Below are 19,239 nucleotides of genomic sequence, written 5' to 3' on the forward strand. Positions count from 1 at the left end.
ATAATGGCTAGAGGTTCAGTGAGTTTGACAGGTAAACAAAAAGCAGCGATTCTGCTCATATCATTAGGGCCGGAAGTGTCAGCACAAATTTTTAAGCATCTACGTGACGACGAGATCGAGCAATTAACATTGGAAATTGCGAACGTTCGTAAAGTAGATACACCTGAGAAAGAGCAAGTTTTAAGCGAGTTTCATCAGATTTGCTTAGCTCAAGAGTACATTTCTCAAGGCGGTATTAATTATGCGAAAGAGATTTTAGAGAAAGCATTAGGCTCCTCTAAGGCTATCGATATTATTAATCGCTTGACAGCAACACTACAGGTGAGACCATTTGATTTTGCTCGCAAAGCAGACGCGCTACAAATTTTGAACTTTATTCAAAATGAAAGTGCTCAAACGATTGCATTGGTATTGTCTTATTTGCAAACGGAGCAGTCTTCGCAGATCCTGTCTTCGTTGGCTCCAGAAAAACAGGCGGATGTAGCACGCCGTATTGCCTTAATGGACAGCACTACACCTGAAGTAATCAGCCAAGTAGAGTCTGTTTTGGAACAGAAGTTGTCAGCGACAGTCACACAGGATTACACAAGCGCGGGCGGCATCGAGTCGATCGTAAACATTTTGAATGGTGTAGACCGTGGTACAGAACGTACCATCTTGGATTCACTTGAAATTCAAGATCCTGAACTTGCAGAAGAAATTAAGAAACGCATGTTCGTGTTCGAAGATATTGTTAATATCGATAATCGTTCGATTCAACGTATTATCCGTGATCTCGATAACGGTGATCTACAACTTGCACTTAAAGTGGCAAGCGAAGATGTGCGCAATGCTGTATTCCGTAACATGTCGAAGCGTATGGCGGATACATTCAGAGAAGAAATGGAGTTTATGGGCCCAGTGCGGCTGCGTGACGTGGAGGAAGCACAGACTCGTATCGTGGCAATCATTCGTCGTCTAGAAGAGTCTGGAGAGATCATTATTGCACGTGGCGGAGGAGACGATATCATTGTCTAATGTGCTCAAACCTTCTCACTATGTTCCAGTAGAACAACTTCGCCTGCTTGAGGCAGTGCGTAAACATCAGCAGCTGCAGGAAGAAGAAACTGCAGCTGCTAAAACGGAAGAAGAATGGAATGCAGAGCGATTATTGGCTCGTGATGAGCAGTTGGCTCATTTGCGCCGTACTATATTGGAAGATGCACAAACGTTGGCAGAGGATCAGGTTCGGCATGCGACAGCTGAGGCAGAGCAATTAATTGAACAGACTCAAGCGCAGATTGAAGCATGGTGGAATGAGCGTCGGAGTGAGGATGATGCTTTGCGTGATGAGATTAGAATGCAAGCACTATCAACCGGATATGCAGAGGGATACGAGAAAGCGGAGACAGCTGTGCAAGAAGTTTACGCCAGCAAAGTAGTAGAATCAGCAACGATCCTTGAACAAGCTTATCAGCTCAAAGAACAGATCATTCAAGAAGCCGAGCCATTTGTTGTGTCACTCAGTTGTATGATTGCTGAAAAAATAATGAATGAGCAGATTGCAGTTGACCCAGAACGGATTGTGGATATGATTCGTACACAACTATCTCGCAAGCGTGAATCTGGAACGATTACATTATGTGTTTCAGCGGAGCATTTCAACATGCTTCATGCAGCTAGAGAAGAATTGAGTCTATCGATAGACTCTCAGGCAGAACTGCAAATTATACCAGACGCAACGGTTAAAGATCACGGATGCGTGATACGCTCAGCACTTGGTAGCATTGATGCGAGAATTGATACGCAGCTAGCAGAGATAAAGAAAGCACTCTTGCAAGTGGCGCATCAACAAGAGGAGAGAAGCGATAATGACATCTAATACCCATTATCGTTGGAATCTGGAGAAGTATAAGGAACGCTTAGAGCATGTTGATTCCGTTCGTGTAAACGGAAAAGTTACTCAAGTAATTGGTTTGACCGTTGAATCGGAGGGGCCAGATGCAAGTATCGGAGAGGTATGTTACATCTATCCGAGCAAAGGTCGAACTCCTTTAAAGGCTGAAGTTGTTGGGTTTCGTGACAATAAAGTTCTCTTAATGCCATTAGGAGAATTGGACGATATTGGTCCTGGTTGTGACGTTGTAGGTACGGGGAAGCCACTTACGGTGCAAGTAGGCTCTGAGTTACTTGGAAAAGTGCTTAATGGACTAGGAGAACCTTTGGATGGCTCCTACTTACCAACGAGAATGAAGCCCTATTCTACTTCTAATAGTCCAGCTAATCCATTGAAGCGATTGCGCGTGGAAGAACCAATTGGTGTAGGCGTAAGAGCGATTGATGGCTTGCTCACAATAGGTAACGGTCAGCGTGTCGGTATATTTGCCGGATCAGGTGTCGGGAAAAGTACGCTATTAGGGATGATTGCTCGTAATACAGCAGCGGATGTAAACGTAATTGCCTTAATTGGTGAACGTGGTCGAGAAGTGTTGGAGTTCATTGAACGTGATCTTGGTCCAGAAGGGCTCGCGCGCTCAGTTGTTATTGTCGCTACCTCAGATCAACCAGCATTAGTACGGATTAAAGGAGCAGTTATTGCTACGACAATCGCGGAGTATTTCAGAGATAGAGGCATGAACGTCATGCTGATGATGGACTCTGTAACTCGATATGCGATGGCTATGCGTGAAGTTGGGCTCGCAATTGGTGAGCCACCAGCAACACGAGGCTACACACCATCTGTGTTCGCCAATTTGCCGAAGCTATTGGAACGAAGTGGTACAGGAACACATGGGTCCATAACGGCCTTTTATACCGTTCTCGTCGATGGTGATGATATGAACGAACCAATAGCCGATGCTGTACGAGGCATACTAGACGGTCATATTGTACTAAATCGGAGCATAGCTCATAAAGGACATTTTCCTGCAATTGATGTGCTTGCAAGCGTAAGTCGAGTAATGAAGGATATCGTGAGCGAAGAACATCAACTGGCAGCAGAACAGCTGAAGCGTCTGTTGGCCGTATATCGCGAATCAGAAGATTTGATTAATATAGGGGCTTATCAACATGGTTCAAATCCAGCTATTGATGAAGCCATTGCTTCTATTGAAGCGATAAATGATTTTACGAAGCAGCGTATACACGAGCACCCTGATTATCAGGAAACGATTGAACGATTGAAGATGCAATTCACAAGGAGTGAGTAATAGGTGAAGGGTTTCCAGTATCCTTTTCAAAAGGTACTCGATCTAAAGACAAACACGAAGAAGCAGGCAGAATGGATGTTGTCGCAAGCAATTGGTGAGCTTCAGGCAGAAGAAGATTCATTGTCTCGTGTTAAGAAAGAACGTCATGACGCGACTATTACTTTGCAGGAGCTGGTAAACACCTGTGCACCTGTTCATGAGCTTCAAATGTGGCAGCATCACATCTTACATTTGGATGAGAAGCTAATCGTTCATTATCAACGTGTCAAGCAGGCGGAAGGTGTCGTATCGACAAAACAAAGTGCCCTGCACCAGTGTATGTCCGATGAGAAACTATGGGTTAAAGCTCGTGAAAAAGCAGAACAGCAATTTAAGCTTCAGGTTTCATTGATGGAGCAAAATGAACTCGACGAAATGGCTACAGTACGATATTTTATGGCTTCTCGTTAATGTAAAGATTACATAACATCTATACCCGCCGCACAAGCAGGAGGGATAACAATGGCGCAAGAGATGTACGAAGAAAAAACGTCTTATTCAGGATTTGAACGCTTTTTGTTTATCATTACACCGATCGTATTCACGGTCATTCTATTAGGTGTATTGTTGACACTGTTCAATGTAGATTGGCGCAATAATATTTTAAATTGGGCAGAGGACATACCTGTTATCAATAAGCTTTTGCCTGAATCGGACAAGAAGGAATCAGCTGGAGGAGCAGACAGTAAGAAGGATGAAGAGAAAAATTCTTCTCCATCAGATCCTTCAGCAGAAGAGCAAATAGCTGATTTGAAGGAGCTGCTTGCTTCTAAGGATAAGGATTTGCGAGTTTTGGCTGACAAGCGCCAAGCACTTGAATCAGAAGTTAAGGATTTGAAGAAACAAGTAGATGAGTTCAAACAACAGAATGAGAACTCTGACAAAGACAGTTATACAAAGCAAATTAAAGAGCTTGCCTCTATGTATGGCAAAATGATGCCGAGCAAAGCAGCTCCAATTATGGAAAATTGGGCGCCTGAAGAAGTGAGTCTCATTATGAATGAGATGAAAGAAGAACAGCGCGTGAAAATTTTGGAAAAAATGAATCCCAAAGTAGCTGCTGATGTGAGCATGATTCTTAAGGACAGCAAGTCTTCTGAAAATCAACAAATTGCAGCTTTACAAGCAAGATTGAAGAAGCAGCAAGTGCAAGAAAAGTCTCACACAGGTTTGGATAAAGCAGAGTTATCTAAGACATTTGCTAGCATGACTCCACAGAGTGGTGCTGAAGTGCTGTTAGAAACAGCGAAGGTTAGCCCAACCAAGGCATTAGCAGTATTGAATACAGTGGATAACAACGTACGTTCTAAACTGCTAGATGCGATGACAAAGATTGATAAAGAAGCGACTGCTAAGCTTGTTGCTAAGCTTCTTCCTAATCAGTAGAAGTAAGCTGATAGTACGCAAATAGTAAACGGTAAGATGAGCTTTAAAGTAATTTAAGAAAGGAGGTGAACAATAATGACAATGAACGTATCAAGTGTTTCTGCAACAAGTGCAGCTTCCTCAGTGGCTGGAAATGGTGCTGCTACTACGAGTGGTGTGTCACCAGTTGATGGAGCGGCATTTAGCAGCTCGCTAGCGCAATTGATGAATGGTTCTTCGACAGCTACTTCTCAAACAGGGCTTGCATATCCTCTGCCATTACTGGCGGATGCTTCTCTAGTAGAAGGTAACGAGCAACTAGCACTTATCGAGCAATTACTCGTTCAACTAGAAGCTGCTCTTAAAGAAGCGGAACAACAGATCGAGCAGGATTCGGGATTGTTTAATGCATTACATCAGTGGATCGTACAAGCTCAAAACTTATTAACTCAACAAGAAGGGCAGTCCTTATCTGCTGAACAGCAAGCAGCAATTCAAGCATTAATGAACCAACCGCAAACGATTAGTATTGTTGCACTTGATCAGTTCGAACAATTTGCACAGTACGCGCGCGTGATGACGAACCAAGCAACTGGTGAAATGGCTGCTGTAAAGGTAGACGATATGCTGCAGCATCTGAAACAACTCGGTGAAGTGCTTATGAAGCATCAGCAAGCGAATCCGAATCAGACAGTACTTGCGAATGTACTGGCTCAAGTAACGGATACGAATACGGTTGCGGCAGAAACATTGCGTCAATCGCTTTCTGCTACGGCCCACCAAGAGCAGGGCGCTGGCAAGAGCGGTGAAATGATGGCGACAGCAATGAGCGGTGATGGGTCAGAAGTCCCAACTCAACAAATGACAGTCAGTCAGTTTGCTCTTCGATCAGAGGGAATGACATCTGCCAAACCGATACCGCAAGTGCCGATTCAGCAATTTGCACATAACATGGGCGAGATGTTGATCAAACAAATGTCGATCCGTCATTTTAACGGTACTTCGGAGGCGAAAATTCGACTATATCCTGAGCATTTGGGACAAGTAGATATCAAGATTACGATGCAGAATGGGCAATTAATAGCTCAGTTCTTTACCGAACATGCTGGGGCGAAAGAGATGATTGACCAACAGCTTGCTTCTTTACGTGGTGCACTGCAAGCTTCAGGTATCCAAGTAGACAAGCTAGAAGTAAGCCAGCACTCAACTGCTGAAGCTTCTGCAATGGCATCTTCGATGTTCCAAGGAGACCGCCAATCTCATTCCAGTAAAGAGCAGCATTCATCTTCTAACCGCTCTTCATCTAAGGTGGATACGGTAGAGTTGGATGGTAATGAGATCGAAGGATTGGATTCGGAAGAACAAGTGAACCATGCATCTTCTAGCTTAACGGGTTCTTCTTTTGATGCTAGTGCCTAAGTACGGCTTTCGGGGACTACAAGCGGTAAGGAGGTGTACAAATGGCGAGTGTCAATGCAGGTGTAAACAATCATTTAATGTGGCCTAACTACCATCAAGATAATCTGAAGCTTGCTAAGCCCTATGACGGCAATCAATTGGGTAAAGATGACTTCTTGAAAATTTTGATGACGCAATTACAGAATCAAGATCCGACGCAGCCGCTGCAAGATAAAGAGTTTATCGCGCAAATGGCGCAATTCACGTCGGTAGAGCAGTTAACATCGATCAATCAACAATTGAGTACGTTGCAGCAAGCGTTCGGCATGTCTTCTAATCTAATCGGCAAGCAAATTTCTTGGACATCCAGTGGAGAAATGGGCACAGATGGTAAACCAGGTGAAACGACGCTGAAATCAGGAGTTGTTGATTCTATCATCGTTCGTAATGGCTTGACTTATGCGAAGGTTGGAGACGTAGAAGTTGATATGACGCTTATTACGGAGATTCGAAATGCGAATGATGGAAATGCTAGTAATCCGTCAACATCCAATGCCGATAAGGAAACGGATGTGAGCGCATGAGAATGAATATTCCAATTGGGGTGATTGGACAATCACCGCCCATACATCAAACAGCTAAAACGTCGACAAAGGCAGCATCCTTACAGGGGAATGCAACCTTTCAACAAATGCTGGACCGCGAAATTTCACGTACGGATGAGCTTCGTTTTAGTCATCATGCAGAGCAGCGCATGAAAGAGCGTGGGTTGAAATTGACGCCTGAATTGATGGACAAGCTGAACAAAGCCATTGTTGAAGTAGAGGCTAAAGGATCAAGACAATCTCTGCTCCTTGCTGATAACGCGGCTTATATTGTTAATGTACCTTCTCGAACGGTAATTACAGCTTTAGCGGACCCTCACAAACAAGGGCATGTATTTACTGCGATAGATAGTACTGTATTTATTTAATTACGTTATGTTAGGCCGGACCATTTGGAGGCCTTTTATCCACTGACCGACTGAAGTGGACACAAATGCAAGTTCAATTAAGGAGGATACAACGATGATTCGTTCTATGTATTCAGGTGTTTCGGGTATGCGGGGCTTCCAAACGAAACTTGATGTCATTGGTAACAATATTTCCAATGTAAATACAGCTGGTTTCAAAAAAGGTCGCGTTATGTTTAAAGATATTATGAGTCAAACGATGTCTGGTGTTACGGCTCCAGGAGACGGCCGAGGCGGCGTAAACGCGATGCAGGTAGGTCTTGGTGTTTCAATCTCTGCTATTGATACAGTTCACACTGGTGGTAGTGCACAAACAACGAACCGCCCACTAGATCTTCGTATTGATGGTGATGGATTTTTTGCAGTTAAATTGAATGAAGAGCAAGAAGTTCCATTTTTGACACGTGCTGGAGATTTCCATATGGATGCGGACCGTCAATTGGTTACAGCTGACGGACTACTCGTATCCAGTTTGGATGGTGGACCGATTGTGCTGGATGAAGAGGTTACACAATTCACCATTTCACAAACAGGTCAAATTATTGCGAAGATGGCAGATGGTACTACAGAGGCGCTTGATGTGCAAATTGGTATGGTAAAAGTGATTAACCCAGAAGGATTGGAGAAGCTCGGTGGCAACTTGTATCGCACAACACCAAATGCTGCACCTGATGGTGAGATTGAGATCGTAGCTGCTGGTGATCCTGTTGCCGGAACTGGCGCAATCATTTCTGGTCAGTTGGAAATGTCTAACGTTGATCTAACAGAAGAGTTTACAGAAATGATCGTTGCTCAGCGTGGTTTCCAAGCAAATTCTCGTATCATTACAACTTCTGATGAAGTTCTTCAAGAAGTAGTTAACCTCAAACGTTAATCATTAATGGTTTAGTAATGATATAAGCTTTATCTCGGTCGCCCATTATGGGTGACCGAGCCAACAGAGGCGAAAAGGAGGGATTCGGACATGATTAAAGTAACCAAGTTAAACGGTTCAACGGTATGGATTAATGCGGTACATATCGAATCAGTTGAAGAAACACCGGATACGTACATAACCCTTTTTAACGGCAAGAAAATTATTGTCTTAGAAAAAGCTCCTGAAGTAATTCGTCTTATCTCTGAGTATGTTCAAACAGTCGGCGCTATTTCCGCCACGATCAAGCTGCAGTCAACGGAGGGACAGTCATGAAACGAATGTTGCCATGGATGATTACCATGCTGCTAGCGATTACGTTGGTAGCTCTGGTAATAATAATGGTCATGAACTCTATGAATGGGAATTCTGAAGGAAATGGTGAGTCATCAGCGGTAGTGCGGTTGTCAGCAGATGAAATTGTTGAGATGACATCTGAACTTAAAGACATTAAGACAAACTTAGCTGGTCGCGATACGATTGTTGCGATAGACTTTGCTTTCCAGTTGGATTCTAAGAAGACAAAAGAAGAGTTTGAGAAAATTAAAGAGCTTATTATTAAGCCAGAAGTATTGAAAACATTAGCTGATACGAAGCCAGAGGATTTAGAAGGTACAAAGGGTAAAGACCAATTGTCTGCTAAATTGCTGGATTTAATCAACAAAAAGATTCCTGAAGGAAAAGTAATTCAAGTAGACATTACGAATTTCATCATGCAACGTATTTAGCACTAGCATCAAGCATCAATAATAGATTGATGCGGCTGATTCCTGTAAGGGGGTGAAACGATTGGTTGACGTTTTATCGCAGAATGAGATCGACGCTCTTCTAGCGGCACTATCTTCCGGAGAAATGGATGCGGAAGAACTTAAAAAAGAAGAAACGCAACGCAAGATCCGTTCTTACGATTTCAAGCGGGCCGTTCGTTTTTCAAAAGATCACATAAGGACGTTAACACGTATTCACGAAAATTTTGCAAGGTATTTGACAACGTATTTCTCAGCACAGCTGCGTACATTTGTTCAAATCAATGTCGTGCAGGTTGAGCAGCTTCCTTATGATGAGTTTATCCGCTCCATACCGAAAATGACAATTTTGAACACCTTTGAGGCTGAGCCTCTCAAAGGAAGAATGGTGCTTGAAGTGAATCCGAATGTCGCTTTGGCGATGTTGGATCGTCTATTAGGCGGCGCTGGTATTGCTCCAAGTAAAATCCAAGGTTTGACTGAGATCGAGACTACAGTTTTGGAGCGGGTGTTCAGTCGAGCTTTTGATAGTCTTCATGAGGCATGGAAGACCGTGTTGGATATTCGGCCGCGTTTGGAAAGCTTGGAGACAAATCCGCAGTTTATGCAGATTGTTTCGCCGAATGAAACGATCGCATTGATATCTTTAAGCACCAAAATCGGTGATACGACAGGTATGATTAATCTATGTATTCCACATGTGGTCATTGAACCAATTATGCCTAAACTATCTGTCCATCACTGGTTCGTATCTGAGAAAAAGATGAGCGAACCCATCGAAGTTGAGAAGCTTCGTCAGCGTGTTACCAAAGCAGAGCTGCCAATTGTTACTGAACTAGGGCAATCTCATATTACGGTTAATGAGCTGATGCAGCTGACTATAGGTGATGTCCTGCCACTTCAGAAAAAAGTCAATGAAGGGCTGGGAGTGTTCGTTGGGGAGCGCCTGAAATATATCGCTACACCAGGCAACGTAAAGGACCGTTTGGCGGTTCAAATCGTTGATGTAATAGAGGGGGAAGTGGAAGAGGATGACGAGTAAAGAATATTTGTCACAGGAAGAAATCGACGCTCTATTGAACAAGAGTGATGACCAGTCGTCGTCGAATCCGGATTCTTTAGTTAATCAATATTTAACGGAATTGGAAATTGACGCACTAGGTGAAATTGGAAACATCACGTTCGGCAGTGCTGCCACTGCCCTATCAACCTTGCTTGGTCGTAAAGTTGATATTACAACCCCTCGCTTGAAGCTGATAGAGAAAGAGAATTTGGAACAAGAGTTTCCAAGGCCGCACGTAGCTGTACATGTACACTATGTGGATGGATTCGAAGGCATCAATTCACTCGTCATTAAGACGTCCGATGCGCAGGTAATTGCTGATCTCATGCTTGGTGGTGACGGCAAAAATGTTGCTGATGAATTGAATGAAATTCATATAAGTGCGGTGCAAGAAGCGATGAATCAAATGATGGGTTCTTCCGCTACATCGATGTCAACTATTTTTAATCGACTTGTTAATATTTCTCCTCCAGGAATAGGCATTTTGAATGCTGAGAGTGGAGAAGGTATTGACATCTTGCCACCTGAGAACATGTTGATTAAAGTGTCATTCCGACTTATGATCGGTGACTTGATTGACTCTACCATCATGCAAATATTAACAATTCCATTTGCTAAAGAAATGGTAGCACGCTTATTGAATACATCCGAGGTGGATGTACCACAGGTGGAGGAGCAACCAGTTCCACAAACAAACAATCATTCAACGTCTGCACCTTCGGCAGATTTTGGTATGGGCTCTGCGATGACGCCGCCAATGCAGCCGGATGGAGGAGGATATGCTATGAATCAAATGCCTTATCCAACAGCTCCAAATCAGCAAATGCATATGCAGCAGCCAATGAATATGCCTATGGGACAAGCACCACAAGGTAACCCATACGGAGCACCAGGGTCGTTTGGAATGGCTCCGAATCGTCAAGTAAATGTACAGCCTGTGCAATTCGCGAATCTGCAAGCAGCACCCTATCAAATGGGTGATGATTCCAACTTGAATTTATTGTTGGACATCCCCTTGCGAGTCACAGTAGAATTAGGTAGGACACACAAACAAATCAAAGATATTTTAGAGCTCTCTCAAGGTTCGATTATTGAACTGGACAAGTTGGCAGGGGAGCCTGTTGACATTTTGGTCAACAACAAATTAATTGCCAAAGGGGAAGTCGTAGTAATCGACGAGAACTTTGGTGTGCGGGTAACAGATATTATTAATCAATGGGACCGCATTCAGAAACTTCAATAATAAAGATAAGTTAGGGAGGAAACCCAACGATGGCTAACCGTATTTTAATCGTGGACGACGCTGCTTTTATGAGAATGATGATTCGAGACATTTTAACCAAGAATGGTTATGATGTCGTAGGAGAAGCCGCGGATGGTGCTCAAGCGATTGAAAAATATAAAGAGCATAAGCCAGATCTCATCACTATGGACATTACGATGCCAGAGATGGACGGTATTACAGCACTAAAAGAAATTCGCAAAATGGATCCAAGTGCAAAAGTTATTATGTGTTCTGCTATGGGACAACAAGCAATGGTTATCGATGCAATTCAAGCTGGAGCTAAAGATTTCATCGTGAAACCGTTCCAAGCAGACCGTGTAATTGAAGCTATTAAGAAAACGTTAAGCTAAACCTATGTTTCTACAAGCGCAACCACCTGTTACACCCGATTTCGGAACTCATACGTCTAGTGTATTGACTGTACTGATGTCATTAGGATTGATCATTGTACTTATCGTTCTATTTATCAAAATACTTAGTCGAAAAAGCCGGATGTGGCAGATGAATCAGAACATTCGCACACTAGGCGGAACGGGTTTGGGACAGAACAAATCGTTGCAAATCGTAGAAGTTGGAGGCGTCATTTATGTGCTTGGCGTTGGGGATGACATCACCGTTATTGACAAGATCAGCGATGAGGAGCAAGTAGCAGTTTGGCTTGCTTCCTTCCAACAACAACAAGCACCGTCAGGAGTAAGCTTGCCTCCTACCCTTGTGGAGTGGTGGAATAAACGACGTGGTAACACATCGGCATCTCATTCAAATGCTTCGAACATGGAAAATGAGTCGACCACCACTTTTCATGAGATGTTTCAATCGAAACTGGAGCAGCTTCCTGACCGTGATGCTCGTATGAAACGATTGTTGCAAGACGATACCAATGAAGAACGGCAGATGGACCCATGAAAAAGAAATACATGTTGGCTTTGATGGCAGCAGCAGCATTATTCGCTCTATCAGCTTCCGTGGGCTCCGCGGCTCCTATATTGCCGGATATTGATATCAAGGTTGGAGGCGGAGAAGGACAACCGGGTGTAACCTCACTGTCTCTCGTTCTGCTGATTACGATATTGAGCTTGGCTCCTGCCATTTTGATTCTGATGACTTCGTTTACTCGAATTGTCATCGTGCTAGGATTTGTGAGAACGTCTCTTGGAACCCAACAGATGCCTCCGAACCAAGTGCTGATCGGACTGGCTCTATTTATGACTTTGTTTGTGATGTCTCCCACACTTGGTGAAATAAACCAAGCTGCTCTTCAGCCATACTTGAAGGGCGAGTTGAATCAGAATCAAGCCTTGACCAAAGCGGCTGAACCAATGAAGAAATTTATGTTCAAGCAAACGCGTGAGAAGGACTTACTCTTATTCATGAAATATACGAAAACGGAGAAGCCGAAGACTTATAAAGAAATTCCGCTCTCTGTACTTGTACCAGCTTATGCAATAAGTGAATTAAAGACCGCATTTCAAATGGGCTTCATGATATTTATTCCGTTTCTCGTCATTGACATGATTGTGGCTAGTACGTTGATGGCGATGGGAATGATGATGTTGCCGCCAGTAATGATATCTTTACCTTTCAAAATACTGTTGTTCATACTTGTTGATGGCTGGCACTTAGTTGTGAAGTCGCTACTTATTAGCTTTAATACGTGACGATCTGTCACGTATTTACAAGCGGAGTATAGGACGAACGTATGGGAATAAGAAAAGGAAAGGGAGAGTATCATGAATGCAGAATTTATAATCGGTCTAGCGGGGCAATCGGTGCTGGCTGTACTACAGGTCAGTGCTCCGATGCTCATCGTAGCGCTCGTCGTAGGATTAATCATTAGTATTTTCCAAGCGACAACACAAATTCAAGAACAGACGCTTGCATTTGTACCAAAGATTGTTGCTGTATTTATTGTTATCCTCATTTTTGGGCCGTGGCTATTAACGACAATGGTTGATTTTACGTATTCTATTTTAAATAATTTGCATCAATATATTGGTTAGGCTGTGGAACCATGGACATGTTAGCTCAGGCGTTCCCTGTTTTTTTGCTCATACTGTGTCGAATTACAGCTTTCTTTGTCGCTGCACCTGTCTTTTCTTCCCGAGGTGTGCCGAATCATTTTAAAGTCGGACTCGCTTTTAGTATAAGCCTAATTGCCTATCTACTATTCGGGTTAGGAATATCAGTGCCGATGGACGGAATATATGTTACCTACATTATTCGTGAAATTATGATAGGTTTGCTGATTGGATTCGTTGCGCAGCTGTTTTTTACAATCGTTCAAATTACTGGTTCCTTCGTGGATATGCAAATTGGATTCGGTATCGCGAATGTCGTTGACCCACTTACGGGGATGAGTTCCCCTGTCACTGGTAACTTCAAATACATATTTATGATTTTGTTGTTCTTGGGAATGAATGGTCATCACTATTTGATAGATGCAATTATGAAAAGTTATCAGTGGCTTCCTATCGATAGCAACTCTTTTTTCGGCCAAATTCAAAATGGGAACATTATGAATTTCGTCGTTACTACATTTGTTCAGGCATTTATTATCGCGTTACAAATTGCTGCACCATTGATTGTTTCCATGTTTCTCGCGGATGTAGCCCTCGGCTTTCTTGCAAAAACTGCACCACAATTTAATATTTTCGTCATCGGCATACCTCTAAAAATTATTTTAGGTCTTGTCGTACTGCTGCTCACGATGCCAAGCATGGTATACGTGATGGAGCATTTATTCAGTAAAATGTTCCAAGCATTGGACGAGTTACTACGATTATTTGCTAAGGGGGGAGCTTCGTAGTGGACACGATACCATATCGTTATTCACTCAAGCTGGACCTCCAGCTATTCTCGCAAGAGAAAACGGAGAAGGCAACACCGAAGAAACGTCAAGAATCACGTGAAAAAGGACAAGTAGCTAAAAGTATGGATTTGTCCGGTTCCGTCATATTATTGGCGACCTTTTTCTGCCTGCTGATGTTGGGCGGGTTTATGCAGGAACGTATTATCAGTCTATTTGGGGATACGTTTCAACATCGATTAAATATGGAGTTAAGCGTTGCAAATGTATTAGATTATTTCAATAATTTATTTATTCAATTCCTTATCGTAATGGCGCCGATATTTTTAGTCGTTGTTGTTGTGGGATTGTTAATCAATTACATGCAGATTGGCTTCTTATTAACAGGTGAGCCTCTTAAAATGCAATTCAGCAAGATTGATCCGATTAAAGGGTTCAAAAATATTTTCGCGATACGAGCATTAGTTGAGTTTCTTAAATCTATTATTAAATTGGTTGTTATCGGAGTTATTGTTTATATGTCTTTATGGGAAGAGCGAGATCGTATTTTAGAGCTTAATCATATGCCTGTAGAGAATATGTTGACATATACAGCACAATTGACGGTTGATTTAGGAATACAGATTGGGATCGCCCTATGTATACTATCTGTTTTCGATTATATGTATCAGCGATATGAATTCGAGAAAAGCATCCGAATGTCCAAGCAGGATATCAAGGATGAGTTCAAAAAGATGGAAGGCGACCCGCAAATTAAAGGCAAGATCAAAGAGCGCCAGCGTCGTATGGCACTTATGCGAATGATGCAGGAAGTGCCGAATGCAGATGTCGTGATCACGAACCCTACGCACTTTGCTATTGCGCTTAAGTATGAAGGAGGTTCCATGGAAGCTCCTCAAGTTATAGCAAAGGGTCAAGATTATGTCGCTCTTCGCATAAAAGATATTGCCAAAGAACATGGTGTTGCCATGATCGAGAACAGACCATTGGCACGTGCATTACATGAACGAACCGAAATTGGTGATGCCGTTCCAGCAGACTTGTTCCAAGCGGTCGCAGAAGTATTAGCCTATGTATATAAGCTCAAAGGTACATCTAAATGAGCAGGCATGGATGGAGGTAACAATTCGTGAAAGCGAGAGACTTAACCGTCTTACTTGGTGTTATTGGCATCGTGCTGATGATGGTTCTCCCTATACCAACGCTATTATTGGACATTTTACTTGTCATTAACATAGCGATAGCGCTCATGATTCTGCTCATAGCTATGAATACGAAGGAAGCATTAGAATTTTCTATATTCCCAGCGTTGCTCTTGATTACGACGTTGTTTCGCCTGGCATTGAACATTTCCACTACCAAGCAAATCCTTGGCACGGGACATGCCGGTGAAGTCGTACAAACATTTGGTCAGTGGATTACACAAGGTCAAGTAGCTGTTGGACTTATTGTGTTCCTCATTCTGGTCGTAGTTCAGTTCATCGTTATCACAAAAGGTTCTGAGCGCGTAGCGGAGGTTGCTGCACGCTTCACCCTCGATGCGATGCCTGGTAAGCAGATGGCAATTGATGCCGATCTCAATGCAGGACTGATTAACGAGCAGCAGGCGAAAGAGCGGCGTCAGAAAATTGAACGCGAAGCGGATTTTTATGGTGCAATGGATGGTGCCAGTAAATTCGTAAAAGGAGATGCGATCGCAGGTATCGTCATTCTCATTATTAATCTCGTAGGTGGATTTATTATCGGTATGGCTTCGATGGGGATGAGTTTCTCTGAAGCAGCCGAGAAATTCTCTACGTTATCAATCGGTGATGGCTTAGTCAGCCAAATCCCTGCACTTCTTATTTCAACGGCAGCAGGTCTTATCGTTACAAGATCTGCATCCAAAGGAAACTTGGCGGAAGAACTAAGTACTCAGATGTTCGCCTATCCAAAGTTGTTATACATTGTTGCAGGTACAATTGCTATGCTCGGAGCGTTCACACCGATTCCGATCATGTCGACATGGCCGTTTGCTATTTTACTAGCCTATGCAGGTTATCGAATGCAGCAGATGCTTGATCAAAAAGCAATTGAGCATGAGCAGCTCGAAGAAGAGCAGGAGATCGAAGAGGTGCGTAGCCCAGAGAGTGTTATTAATCTACTTCAAGTCGATCCAATTGAATTCGAATTTGGATATGGTCTGATCCCACTAGCTGATACACAACAGGGCGGAGATTTGCTGGATCGTATCATTATGATACGTAGACAGTGTGCCTTGGAACTAGGACTTGTAGTACCTGTAATCCGTATTCGAGACAATATTCAACTTAAGCCAAATGAGTATGTCATCAAAATCAAAGGTAATGTTGTTGCTCGTGGTGAGTTGTTGTTAAATCATTATTTGGCGATGAGCCCTGGTTATGACGATGAGACAATTACTGGTATTGACACGGTGGAGCCTGCGTTTGGACTTCCGGCATTGTGGGTGGATGAAACGATGAAGGAACGAGCAGAAATGTCAGGTTATACAGTTGTTGATCCACCTTCAGTGGTAGCGACGCATTTGACAGAGATGGTTAAGAAGCATGCACATGAATTGCTAGGACGTCAAGAGACGAAGTCATTGATCGAAACGGTGAAAGAACAATATCCTGCAATTGTGGATGAACTGATTCCGAACGTGCTTGGTGTTGGAGACATTCAAAAGGTGCTTGCTAAATTGTTGCGTGAAAAAATATCAATACGTGACCTGGTCACTATTTTTGAAGCGTTGGCTGACTATGGTACCTATACAAAAGATGCTGATGTTTTGACTGAATATGTAAGACAGGCACTAGCTCGGCAAATTACACAGCAGTATTCAATTCAAGGAGAGACTCTCCATGTTATAACGGTTGGGCCAGCGCTTGAACGTAAAATAGCTGAGAGTGTGCAGCAAAACGAAAATGGCACTTATCTTGCAATGGACCCTGGAACAACACAACAATTGTACCAGCGTTTCAATGAGCAAGTTGGCCGACTTGTGCAATCTGGTCATCAGCCAATTGTACTGGCTTCTCCATCTATTCGTATGTATCTCAGACAGCTCATGGAGAGAACGATGCAGGACATTCCAGTGTTGTCGTATAACGAGTTGGAGCCAAGCATCGAAATTCAAAGTGTCGGAGTGGTTAACGTATGAGGGTAAAGAAGTATATCGTCGAAACGATGCCCGAGGCAATGAGCCAAATTCGTCAAGAATTGGGGAAGGACGCAGTCATCGTCAGCACGAAAGAAATAAAGAGCGGAGGATTCCTTGGATTCTTTGCTAAACAAAAAATTGAAGTGACAGCAGCTGTTGATGAGCAACCTGCATCAGTGCCTGCTAAGGAGATGGCGTCAGCAAGGCCTTCCGTACCATCTTCGGTAGCTCGCAATGCCTATGTGGGTCGGAATCAGGCGACTTCTTATCCATCAGAACGTGTCCAACAGAAACCTGCTCGACAAGATGAGCTTCCAGTGAAAGAAGTGCAGAGCACTTCTTTCACACCTTCGGATCGTATAGGTCAACAGGAGGTAGCAGCTTCTTCTACTGTTTCAAAACCTTCCGTTTCTGCTGTTGCGAATGAAGCTTCAGAAGCCTCATTACAGCACGAGCTGCAGGAAATGAAAGCTATGGTCAAGTCTATGCTTCGTCACACGGAGCATGAACGTTGGCCCGATACGGTAAAGCAATTAGAGAAGTATTTGCTCGAACAAGGCGTTTTCTCAGAGTACGCTTATGACTTGGCGAAGCAGTCGATGGATCGCTGCATCCAGCTTGGAATAAACGAACCAGATGCAGAAATGGTGAAGCGTGAAGCATGTTCTATATTGTCGGAATTGTTTATGCGAAACGTAAAAGAAGGAATTGCAGCTAATACGCGGATCATTTACTTTGTGGGTCCTACTGGGGTAGGTAAGACAACGACGATTGCGAAGTTAGCTGCGGACCAAATGTTCCATCATAACCGTAAGGTTGGATTTGTAACTTCGGATACGTATCGAATTGCAGCAGTTGAGCAATTGAGAACATATGCATCGATTCTAAACTCACCATTAGAGGTTGTTACATCTCCAAACGATTTGCAGCGTGCTTTACTAGCGTTAGAAGATTGCAATTTAATATTGATGGATACGGCTGGACGCAATTATCGTAACGATATGTTTGTTAATGAGATGCGGTCATTATTGAAGCCCCTTGAAGGTTCTGAGTCTGTGCTTGTTCTGAGCCTCACATCGAAATCAGATGACATGATGGCTATCGTGAAACAGTTCCAGGCTAACAAGCTTGATCGCATCATCTTTACAAAGGCTGACGAAACCGTTACTTACGGTGCTTATGTTAATGTAGCGATGCGTACGAAAGTACCATTTAGCTATATAACATATGGACAAAATGTCCCTGATGATATTCGTGCTTTCTTGCCTAGTGAAGCAGCAGAACAATTGTTAGGAGAGTTCTAATGATGAAAGATCAAGCGCAAGCTCTTCGACATCTAGTGGCTCGTGCCTCTCAACTATCTGCTGAGCGAGAAGAGCAAGCAGTTGTATCACATCGACAAGCAAGAATAATTGCCGTTACAAGTGGAAAAGGTGGGGTTGGGAAATCTAACTTTTCGTTAAATTTTTCAATAGCTTTGCAAGAAGCTGGCTACCGGACATTACTATTCGATGCAGATATCGGTATGGCCAATATCGATGTACTTATAGGTAATCCTGCTTCTGCCAACTTATTTCATGTCATTAACGGCACAAAAAGCCTAGAAGACATTGTACAGATTGGTCCGAAAGGGATGCATTACATTTCTGGTGGTTCTGGCCTGCATGAATTGTTTAACTTACCAGATAACAGCTTAGAGTCGTTCTTGGCTGAATTGGAAAGCTGGAATGAGCGCTATGATGTTATTTTGTTTGATACGGGTGCAGGATTGAGCAAAGAAAGTTTGAGATTCATTGCAGCAGCGGATGAAACGTTTGTTGTAACAACGCCAGAGCCTACTGCGATTGCGGATGCTTACGCGCTTATCAAAGTGGTACATCGTATTGCTGAGCACACCACATTCCGGCTTATTGTAAACCGTGCATCGGATTGGGCTGAAGGAAGACAAACAGCAGATCGTATATTAACGGTTGCTCGTCGATTTTTGTCGTTAGATATTGCGATTCTTGGTTATATTTTCGATGATATCCATGTCATGAAAGCAGTAAAGAAGCAAATACCGTACAGTGTGCTATTTCAAGATAGTTTAGCATCACAGCAGATTAGGCAGCTTGCAAAGGCTTATATGAATAATAGTCAACAGCAGCAAGACAGTATGGTGAAACAAAAAGTAAGCAGTTGGTTAAAGAGATTTACAAGTTTTAAGTAGTCGAAATGGCTCGATACATATTAAGATAATGATAGAACGAGCTTGATTTAAT

The 19,239-nt window shown here is 43.0% G+C and carries 22 protein-coding genes; all 22 read left to right on the plus strand.

The features are described 5' to 3' along the window. The first annotated feature begins 3 nt into the window (after positions 1-3). The 22 genes from fliG to IFO66_RS02075 all read left to right on the plus strand — a co-directional run bounded on the left by fliG (position 4) and on the right by IFO66_RS02075 (position 19,187). Positions 4-1,017: a flagellar motor switch protein FliG gene (fliG, locus tag IFO66_RS01970; RefSeq protein ID WP_192023511.1), complete on the plus strand. Its 1,014-nt coding sequence runs from the start codon at positions 4-6 to the stop codon at positions 1,015-1,017. 1 nt (position 1,018) lies between these two features. Further along, positions 1,019-1,861: a FliH/SctL family protein gene (locus tag IFO66_RS01975; RefSeq protein WP_420488641.1), complete on the plus strand. Its 843-nt coding sequence runs from the start codon at positions 1,019-1,021 to the stop codon at positions 1,859-1,861. Continuing rightward, positions 1,851-3,188: a flagellar protein export ATPase FliI gene (gene fliI, locus IFO66_RS01980; protein WP_028595577.1), complete on the plus strand. Its 1,338-nt coding sequence runs from the start codon at positions 1,851-1,853 to the stop codon at positions 3,186-3,188. Before IFO66_RS01975 ends, fliI begins: the two co-directional genes overlap by 11 nt. Before the next feature lie 3 nt (positions 3,189-3,191). After that, positions 3,192-3,638: a flagellar export protein FliJ gene (gene fliJ / locus IFO66_RS01985; protein ID WP_192023513.1), complete on the plus strand. Its 447-nt coding sequence runs from the start codon at positions 3,192-3,194 to the stop codon at positions 3,636-3,638. A gap of 51 nt (positions 3,639-3,689) precedes the next feature. Continuing rightward, positions 3,690-4,613, plus strand: a complete 924-nt coding sequence (locus IFO66_RS01990) for a MotE family protein (protein ID WP_192023514.1) — start codon at positions 3,690-3,692, stop codon at positions 4,611-4,613. 75 nt (positions 4,614-4,688) lie between these two features. After that, positions 4,689-6,011, plus strand: a complete 1,323-nt coding sequence (locus IFO66_RS01995; protein WP_192023515.1) for a flagellar hook-length control protein FliK — start codon at positions 4,689-4,691, stop codon at positions 6,009-6,011. Positions 6,012-6,052: 41 nt separating this feature from the next. Then, a complete protein-coding gene (locus IFO66_RS02000; RefSeq protein ID WP_192023516.1) occupies positions 6,053-6,574 on the plus strand; it encodes a flagellar hook capping FlgD N-terminal domain-containing protein in 522 nt (173 codons plus the stop codon). Then, positions 6,571-6,963 (plus strand): TIGR02530 family flagellar biosynthesis protein, encoded by a 393-nt coding sequence (locus tag IFO66_RS02005; protein ID WP_192023517.1) that lies wholly within the window; start codon positions 6,571-6,573, stop codon positions 6,961-6,963. Before IFO66_RS02000 ends, IFO66_RS02005 begins: the two co-directional genes overlap by 4 nt. Before the next feature lie 94 nt (positions 6,964-7,057). After that, positions 7,058-7,876 (plus strand): flagellar basal body rod protein FlgG, encoded by an 819-nt coding sequence (gene flgG / locus IFO66_RS02010; RefSeq protein ID WP_192023518.1) that lies wholly within the window; start codon positions 7,058-7,060, stop codon positions 7,874-7,876. A gap of 90 nt (positions 7,877-7,966) precedes the next feature. Next, positions 7,967-8,191, plus strand: coding sequence for a flagellar FlbD family protein (locus IFO66_RS02015; RefSeq protein ID WP_192023519.1), 225 nt, complete (start codon positions 7,967-7,969; stop codon positions 8,189-8,191). Next, entirely contained in the window at positions 8,188-8,643 is a 456-nt protein-coding gene (locus tag IFO66_RS02020) for a flagellar basal body-associated FliL family protein (protein WP_028595570.1), read from the plus strand. The genes IFO66_RS02015 and IFO66_RS02020 overlap by 4 nt, the downstream gene beginning before the upstream one ends. Before the next feature lie 61 nt (positions 8,644-8,704). Continuing rightward, positions 8,705-9,703, plus strand: coding sequence for a flagellar motor switch protein FliM (fliM, locus tag IFO66_RS02025; RefSeq protein WP_192023520.1), 999 nt, complete (start codon positions 8,705-8,707; stop codon positions 9,701-9,703). After that, positions 9,693-10,967, plus strand: coding sequence for a flagellar motor switch phosphatase FliY (gene fliY / locus IFO66_RS02030; protein WP_192023521.1), 1,275 nt, complete (start codon positions 9,693-9,695; stop codon positions 10,965-10,967). The genes fliM and fliY overlap by 11 nt, the downstream gene beginning before the upstream one ends. A gap of 29 nt (positions 10,968-10,996) precedes the next feature. Continuing rightward, a complete protein-coding gene (locus tag IFO66_RS02035; RefSeq protein WP_028595567.1) occupies positions 10,997-11,359 on the plus strand; it encodes a response regulator in 363 nt (120 codons plus the stop codon). A gap of 4 nt (positions 11,360-11,363) precedes the next feature. Continuing rightward, positions 11,364-11,915 carry a flagellar biosynthetic protein FliO gene (locus IFO66_RS02040; RefSeq protein WP_192023522.1) on the plus strand — a complete coding sequence of 184 codons (552 nt, stop codon included), beginning with the start codon at positions 11,364-11,366 and terminating at the stop codon, positions 11,913-11,915. Continuing rightward, positions 11,912-12,667 carry a flagellar type III secretion system pore protein FliP gene (gene fliP, locus IFO66_RS02045; protein WP_192023523.1) on the plus strand — a complete coding sequence of 252 codons (756 nt, stop codon included), beginning with the start codon at positions 11,912-11,914 and terminating at the stop codon, positions 12,665-12,667. Before IFO66_RS02040 ends, fliP begins: the two co-directional genes overlap by 4 nt. Before the next feature lie 72 nt (positions 12,668-12,739). Further along, on the plus strand, positions 12,740-13,009 hold the full coding sequence (gene fliQ, locus IFO66_RS02050) for a flagellar biosynthesis protein FliQ (protein ID WP_192023524.1): 270 nt from the start codon (positions 12,740-12,742) through the stop codon (positions 13,007-13,009). Between the two features lie 11 nt (positions 13,010-13,020). After that, complete coding sequence (fliR, locus tag IFO66_RS02055) at positions 13,021-13,815, plus strand: flagellar biosynthetic protein FliR (protein ID WP_192023525.1); 795 nt, start codon at positions 13,021-13,023, stop codon at positions 13,813-13,815. 8 nt (positions 13,816-13,823) lie between these two features. After that, on the plus strand, positions 13,824-14,918 hold the full coding sequence (gene flhB, locus IFO66_RS02060; RefSeq protein WP_192023711.1) for a flagellar biosynthesis protein FlhB: 1,095 nt from the start codon (positions 13,824-13,826) through the stop codon (positions 14,916-14,918). A 26-nt stretch (positions 14,919-14,944) separates the two neighbouring features. Next, positions 14,945-16,978, plus strand: a complete 2,034-nt coding sequence (gene flhA, locus IFO66_RS02065) for a flagellar biosynthesis protein FlhA (RefSeq protein ID WP_192023526.1) — start codon at positions 14,945-14,947, stop codon at positions 16,976-16,978. Beyond that, entirely contained in the window at positions 16,975-18,282 is a 1,308-nt protein-coding gene (gene flhF, locus IFO66_RS02070) for a flagellar biosynthesis GTPase FlhF (RefSeq protein ID WP_192023527.1), read from the plus strand. Before flhA ends, flhF begins: the two co-directional genes overlap by 4 nt. Before the next feature lie 2 nt (positions 18,283-18,284). After that, positions 18,285-19,187 carry a MinD/ParA family protein gene (locus IFO66_RS02075; RefSeq protein ID WP_420488642.1) on the plus strand — a complete coding sequence of 301 codons (903 nt, stop codon included), beginning with the start codon at positions 18,285-18,287 and terminating at the stop codon, positions 19,185-19,187. Positions 19,188-19,239: the final 52 nt, after the last annotated feature.

This window comes from Paenibacillus arenosi (genome assembly GCF_014841135.1).
Taxonomy (GTDB): Bacteria; Bacillota; Bacilli; order Paenibacillales; family Paenibacillaceae; genus Paenibacillus_B; species Paenibacillus_B arenosi.

Coding starts and splice junctions, on each gene's coding strand:
- fliQ (WP_192023524.1), top strand. CDS start 12,740: ATGAATGCAGAATTTATAATCGGTCTAGCGGGGCAATCGGTGCTGGCT.
- fliP (WP_192023523.1), top strand. CDS start 11,912: ATGAAAAAGAAATACATGTTGGCTTTGATGGCAGCAGCAGCATTATTC.
- IFO66_RS01990 (WP_192023514.1), top strand. CDS start 3,690: ATGGCGCAAGAGATGTACGAAGAAAAAACGTCTTATTCAGGATTTGAA.
- fliY (WP_192023521.1), top strand. CDS start 9,693: ATGACGAGTAAAGAATATTTGTCACAGGAAGAAATCGACGCTCTATTG.
- IFO66_RS02075 (WP_420488642.1), top strand. CDS start 18,285: ATGAAAGATCAAGCGCAAGCTCTTCGACATCTAGTGGCTCGTGCCTCT.
- fliG (WP_192023511.1), top strand. CDS start 4: ATGGCTAGAGGTTCAGTGAGTTTGACAGGTAAACAAAAAGCAGCGATT.
- IFO66_RS02015 (WP_192023519.1), top strand. CDS start 7,967: ATGATTAAAGTAACCAAGTTAAACGGTTCAACGGTATGGATTAATGCG.
- IFO66_RS02005 (WP_192023517.1), top strand. CDS start 6,571: ATGAGAATGAATATTCCAATTGGGGTGATTGGACAATCACCGCCCATA.
- IFO66_RS01995 (WP_192023515.1), top strand. CDS start 4,689: ATGACAATGAACGTATCAAGTGTTTCTGCAACAAGTGCAGCTTCCTCA.
- flgG (WP_192023518.1), top strand. CDS start 7,058: ATGATTCGTTCTATGTATTCAGGTGTTTCGGGTATGCGGGGCTTCCAA.
- IFO66_RS02040 (WP_192023522.1), top strand. CDS start 11,364: ATGTTTCTACAAGCGCAACCACCTGTTACACCCGATTTCGGAACTCAT.
- IFO66_RS02035 (WP_028595567.1), top strand. CDS start 10,997: ATGGCTAACCGTATTTTAATCGTGGACGACGCTGCTTTTATGAGAATG.
- fliR (WP_192023525.1), top strand. CDS start 13,021: ATGGACATGTTAGCTCAGGCGTTCCCTGTTTTTTTGCTCATACTGTGT.
- fliI (WP_028595577.1), top strand. CDS start 1,851: ATGACATCTAATACCCATTATCGTTGGAATCTGGAGAAGTATAAGGAA.
- IFO66_RS02020 (WP_028595570.1), top strand. CDS start 8,188: ATGAAACGAATGTTGCCATGGATGATTACCATGCTGCTAGCGATTACG.
- flhF (WP_192023527.1), top strand. CDS start 16,975: ATGAGGGTAAAGAAGTATATCGTCGAAACGATGCCCGAGGCAATGAGC.
- IFO66_RS02000 (WP_192023516.1), top strand. CDS start 6,053: ATGGCGAGTGTCAATGCAGGTGTAAACAATCATTTAATGTGGCCTAAC.